The sequence below is a fragment of the Verrucomicrobium sp. BvORR106 genome, from assembly GCF_000739655.1.
Taxonomy (GTDB): Bacteria; Verrucomicrobiota; Verrucomicrobiia; order Verrucomicrobiales; family Verrucomicrobiaceae; genus Verrucomicrobium.
Map to the genome: position 1 here is coordinate 1 of NZ_BATR01000074.1, position 4,807 is coordinate 4,807.

At 57.1% G+C, this 4,807-nt stretch carries 3 protein-coding genes; all 3 read right to left on the reverse strand.

Features of this window, described 5'->3' with window-relative positions:
* Nucleotides 1–369, reverse strand: a 369-nt coding sequence (locus tag BV106_RS11010) for a hypothetical protein (RefSeq protein WP_038164432.1), incomplete at its 3' end; no start/stop codon positions are given.
* 74 nt (nt 370–443) lie between these two features.
* Entirely contained in the window at nt 444–974 is a 531-nt protein-coding gene (locus BV106_RS11015; protein ID WP_038164434.1) for a hypothetical protein, read from the reverse strand.
* A partial coding sequence (locus tag BV106_RS11020; protein ID WP_038164435.1) for an RHS repeat-associated core domain-containing protein occupies nt 974–4,807 on the reverse strand: 3,834 nt, incomplete at its 5' end. The genes BV106_RS11020 and BV106_RS11015, both read right to left, overlap by 1 nt.

Genomic DNA, 4,807 nt, shown 5'->3' on the forward strand with positions numbered 1-4,807 from the left:
TGGTTCGCCGGGTTGTTTGCGCTGGGTGGCGCGCAGGGGGGTGGAGAAGACCTTGGCCTGGGCGATGTCTGTTTGGGATAGAACCTTGCCCTGGGGGAGGTCGAGAACGGGGGCGGAGACCGGAGCGGCTTTGTTGAGAGTGATGTCCCTGGCGCTGAGGACGGGTGCGGGTGGCACCCAGTCTTCCTTGAAGGTGTCGGGCAGGTCGCTGTAACGTTTAATCTCGAGAGGTGGCGGAGCATCGGAGCCGCCGCAACAGTTTACCACAACATCTTGCGGGAGCAGCACCATGGGTTGCAGCGCCAACAGAATGGCTGCGGTGGTGCGGTAGATCACCGAGTGAGGGTGCAGAGGGGAATTTGAAGACATTGTGGTAGGAAGTCAGGAAAGACTTAACTTTGGAGCATCCAAATGAAAGGCGGGCTCGGAAGCAGGCCCGAGGTTCATTCTTTCGTGTCTTGAGAATGTTGGGGCTCTATCTTGAGTCTCAGCTGGTCAATAAGCTGTTTTTGCTTTTCAAGGAACAGCACGTTGCTTTGATTGCTGACGAAGGACTTGTTCTGCGACAGGGAATCAACGATCCGGTGTGCTTTAGCCAGAGATTGGACATCCTTTGTCCCAAGATAGATGGGGAGGAGAACCCTTGATGACTCCACGTTGCCCAATGCGGATGATCTCTCAAGGAGAAGCATTCCGAAGAGCTGGTTCCCGGCATATCCATTTTTTCCAACCATGCTGTGATACTCGTAGACGCCGAGGTCGTGCAATGATCTGGGGACGTCCTGCCGGGCGCTTGCATAGAGTTTGGCATATGAGTCCGGATCCAGCTTTGGTACGGTAGGTCCTGAAATGAAATTGACGGCGGGCTTTTCCAGGACTGGCTTGGAAGCAAGGTGGAAACCAAGCCAGCCAGCGCCCGCGCCAAGCAGGAACACCGTTACTAGCAGGGCGGGCTTTGGGGAGCGAAAGGACATCAAGGTGTCTTCTTTTGAGGGGTTTTCTTTTTGTAGTGTCCTGGGCTTACCGGGATGGGCACCACCCCGTCTGACGAGAGAGTTGCGTTATCCCCGACGGGTACGGGATAATTCTTCACCAAGTCTGGGTCTGAAGCCCACCACAGTTTTTTGTCTGGTGCCAGCACTGTTGCTCCCAACTCATTGGCAACATCCTGGACATACTGATCGTTTGATCCCACATCACAAGTCATCAGGCGTACGGTGGTGCCGGGTTTGTATCCAGGTTGGGACTTGATGAGGTCGGCGAGTTCTTTGGGAGTGTAGACGTCCGATGGTCTGTAGCTTGAAGGATTTGCACCGGGTCTGAGAACACCATCGGGCGTGCCATGGCCGGTGACACGAAATTCTCCAGATTTGGATGGCAGATTGTTTGCACGTGGGCGCGCGGGATCACTGGGACCGAAGATGTTTAGATCCGGAACGAGCCCCAAGAGATCGACCCAGGTCGTGGGGGCATTGTAGGCGTACTGATAAAGGTTGGGACCTCCAGATTCCTCAAAGGGATCCTCAGAAAGCCACTTCTGAAGCGCCGGATCGTAGGCTCGAAAAGGTGTGAGCACCAATAAGCTGGAATCGTGATGGAGGTGACCTGTGTAGCCCTTGTCTGGAACCCCGGGACCAACAGCGCCGACGCTCCGTTGTCCGAAAGATTGAAAATCCGCATCTCCCTGGCTTCCGTCGCTCACTCGGTACCAGTTTCTGACGCTGCCTAGATGATCAGCGAGGTAGACGAAATGGTCCGAGCCATGTTCCTCTCCCAAGCGGAAATAGTTGGCTGTCACCGCACCACTCGATGTGTTCCGTTTCTGAACCAATTCCAGCCCTTGCCACAGACAGTTGGAGATGCTCGAGGTGACCCAGGCTGTCCCATTGTGCTCCTTTTCAGTCTGGCGAACTCTCCGGCCTACTCCATCGTAGGCAAACTCTGTGCGTTTTGTCCCAGCCACAGGCACGCCAGCGTTTTGTACAGCCAGCAGTCGGTTCCGTGCATCCCACTCCAGCTTTCGGGTCACAGCGCCGCTCCCGTCGCGTTGTTCGACGACATTGCCATTGGCATCGTAGTCAAGTTCCTGATCCGCTCCTGCTGAAACCGTCACTGTGTAGTTGTTGGTCTTGACGTTGCTGTCCGCGTCAGTGGCCTCTATCGAAATCGCATTGCTGCCGACAGACATGCTCACCTCCTTCTGGAACTTCCAAGGACCTGACGGGCCCAGTTTGGTGACGGTCGCAGTGTTCCCATTGACCTTCACTTGGGAGGCTTCATCGGTGGTGCCTTCCACCTGGGCTGTGCCTGGACCTCCGAGAGAGGTTAGCTGATTGCGGCCCTCGGTGGTGCGGATTTGCAGAGTCCCTGAACCAACTGCTGGCAGGTTCACCGTGGAACTGATGTTGCCCGCGGGATCATAATGCCAGGACTCCTTCTTTTGAGGCGTGCCATCAAGGCTCTCCTCCAACTCGCTGAGTTGACCTGCCTGGTCATGCCGAAGAGTCCAAGAGGTTACATTTGCACTCGCATTCGTACGATCCCAAGTCTTGAGGTTGCCCGTGAGTTCGTAAGTGTAGTCGTGCTTTTGCACGGTGTTGGTGCCCTGACGGTGGTGAATGGTTTGTAGACCAAGGGCATTTGCTCCTGCATTGGCAGCAAAGCGGCTGTAGAGGGTATTGAACCCGCCGGGCAGGTCCACTTGGTCAGGCAGGGCGGTGAGGTTGCCGGCACTGTAGGTACTGGTGAATGTGCCCAGGTTGTTGCCGAGTTGGGTGACGCGGCCCAGACTGTCTAGAGACGTCTCCTCTGACCGGCTCACGGTCACTCCATCATCATTCACCACCTCACTTTTGGAGAGGCGCGACTGCCAGTCATAGGTGTAGTGCAGTGTGTCGTTGGCCCAGGGACCGTTGGCTGTTGCCAGCTTCCCGCTGCCGTTCACGGATCCGCTGAATGGGACATAGGCATAATTTGTGGTGCCAAACTGATCATTCATGGAAGTGGGGCGCGCGACAAAGTCTCTCGCGCCGAAGGTCGCGTCGGTCATGGCGGCGTCTGTGTAGTCTTCCTTCTGGACGTTCCCATCCAGATGATGGCGGTAGGTGACAGTCGTGGTGTTGTTGAGCACGTCTTTGGGGTATGCCACTGTGGATGGACGACCGCTCAATGGCTGGTAGGTGTAGAGATACTTGTTGCCGTCAGACAGGAGCTTTTCGACCAATCTCCCTTGGGCGTCACTCTTCCAGGCAGTGACTTTGCCCATGGGGTCGATGAGCTTGCTCAAGCTGCCGCACTTGCACCAGTCGTATTGGGTAAGGCGCAGCAGCGGATCCAGCTCCATGAGGAGCTGACGATGCTGGTTGTACCGCATCCTTGTCCAGCGTCCCGCACGGTCCTTGCTGGCCCAGAGGCTTAAAGTTTGCTTTGCTCCGTCGGTGTAGACAAACTGCTCTGTAGTGCTGTCAGGGTGAGTGGATAGAGTGACCCTGTCGAGGTTGTCATAGTCATAGGTCAACGTGTAGCCTTGCGTGTTGGTGAGGGTCCGGATGCGTTTGGTGCTGTCGTAGGTGATGTTCTGGAGGATGGCGAAAGCCAGCGGATTTGAAGGCGAGGTGTGCTCAATACGGATGAGATAGCCATAGGCATCGGCCGTGCCGTCCAGATTGGCATCATAGATGTACTTGGTGGTCTCGGTGTTTCCACCCTTGGAGGCAGTCTTCTCTGTGACCTGCCCCTTGTCATTGTAGCTGTACTGCACCTGAAGGCCGGACGCATCCGTCATGATCTCGGGTAGATGGGCAGGTTGTCCTGCGATGGTCTTGTATTGGGAGATGGTGAGCAGCGTCTCCCACGTGGCCCCGTTCTTGACCTTCACGTACTGGAGGTCTTGGTTGTTGGGGTAATACTCATACTTCACCTCGCGCCCCATGGCGTCCACGCTGCCGGTGGACAGGCCCAGATCATTGAAGCTGGCCTGGGTCATGCTCCATACCGTGGTGCCGGTGGTGCTCTCCACCGCCCGCACCGTCTTGGAAGGAACGCTCACGTCGCCCACGGCATGGGAGGAGGTCTGGTTGGGATAGTTGAACCAGATGCGTCCTTCCAGCGGTTGCTTGATGCTGCCGATCACTCCGGTGATGGTGTCACTGGTGCTGGTCAGCCAGTTGTAGATGAGGCACTTGCTGTAATCCCCCGGCCAGTTCTTCATCTGCTGGCGGTTCCAGTGGAAGGTGTTGCGGTAAAACAGGTTGTCGTTCTTGGGCAGGAACGGGACGCTGGTCCCGTTGACGTTGACGCTGCTGGGGGCCTGCGGGCTGGCCACGTAGTTGTCGGGCAGCGCAAGGTCGTTGCGCTCCACGCGTTCACGGTCTCCCGCGGCGTCTTTGGACTCGATCCAGCGTCCGGTCTCGCTGTTGATGCCGGGCATCTCCCCGTGACTGAACTCGGTGGGGCCGTAGGGCGTGGTCACGCGGTTGATGAAGTCCCCGGTGCCATAGCTGAACTGGGAGGTGATGCCGATGGGGTCAATGATGCGCTCCAGCTGGCCGGTGGCGGTGTATTTGAACTTGGCGAATCGGGAGAACGGATCGGTGACCTTGCGGATCTTGGTGGTGTCACCGCTGACGTTGTCTCCGACGTCCGGGGTGTAGCTGATCGTCGTGGCTTGGCCGAGGGCATCAAGGAGGGTGGTCAGGCGCAGGGAGCCGTCATACTGGAGGGTGAGGGTGTTGCCGACCTTGTCGATGATCTGGGTGAGGAGGTACTTGGTGGGGGTGACGGCATCGGCCTGTTTGAAGAGCCGTTT